Source organism: Xanthomonas pisi DSM 18956 (assembly GCF_001010415.1).
GTDB lineage: Bacteria > Pseudomonadota > Gammaproteobacteria > Xanthomonadales > Xanthomonadaceae > Xanthomonas > Xanthomonas pisi.
Window position 1 is genome coordinate 1 of sequence record NZ_JPLE01000175.1, and the last position, 880, is coordinate 880.

At 66.5% G+C, this 880-nt stretch carries 1 protein-coding gene; it reads left to right on the forward strand.

What is annotated here, in order from left to right:
- Nucleotides 1-29 precede the first annotated feature (29 nt).
- A complete protein-coding gene (locus tag Y887_RS17600) occupies nucleotides 30-836 on the forward strand; it encodes a DUF481 domain-containing protein (RefSeq protein ID WP_046965582.1) in 807 nt (268 codons plus the stop codon).
- Nucleotides 837-880 lie beyond the last annotated feature (44 nt).

Sequence of the window (880 nt, forward strand, 5' to 3'; positions counted from 1 at the left end):
CTCCCGCCCTGCCCTCAAGCGAGCCGCTTATGTCCCGCCGTGCCCAGTTGTCTGCCCTGCTGCCCCTGCTGTTGATCACGCCCACCGTGTGGGCCCAGTCGATCGCGGTCGCGCCGACGCCGGTTGACCCTGCCGCTGCGCTGGTGCCCTCGCCCTGGAGCGGCAGCAGCGGCGAGCTGGGCTATGCCGCTGCCCCCGGCAACAGCACCACCGACAGCCTCAACGGCCGCGTGCGCCTGCGCTACACCGACGGCGACTGGATCCACAGCCTGGATGCCACCGCACTGCGTTCGAGCTCGGAGTACACCAATACCAACGACGACGGCAGCACCGAACGCGAACGCCAGACCACCGCCGAGCGTTACACCGCCAGCGTGGGCAGTGCCCTGCAGCTGGGCGAACACCGCCAGCTCACCGCCACCGGCCGCTACGAACACGACGACTTCGCCACCTACGATCGGCTGGCCACCTTCGGTATCGGCTACGGCACGCGCCTGATCGATGCCGAGCGCTTCTATCTGGACGCGCAGATCGGCCCGGGTATCCGCCGCGCGCACAACAGCGACGAAGACCGCAACGAGACCGGCCTGATCGGGCGCGGCCTGTTCGACCTCAAGTACACCGTCACCGACAACACCGATCTGATCAACACGCTGCTGGTGGAATCGGGCGAATACAACACCTACGCGCAGAACGATTTCGGCGTGCAGGTCAGCATGAACTCGCACTTCGCGCTCAAGGCCGCCTGGCAGATGCGCCACAACAGCGAGGTCAGCGACGGCGACAAGAAAACCGACACGCTGACCACGGTGAACCTGGTTTACACGTTCAAGTAAGCGGCCCGGCTCGGTAGGAGCGGTCCTGGCCGCGACAGCTCTAC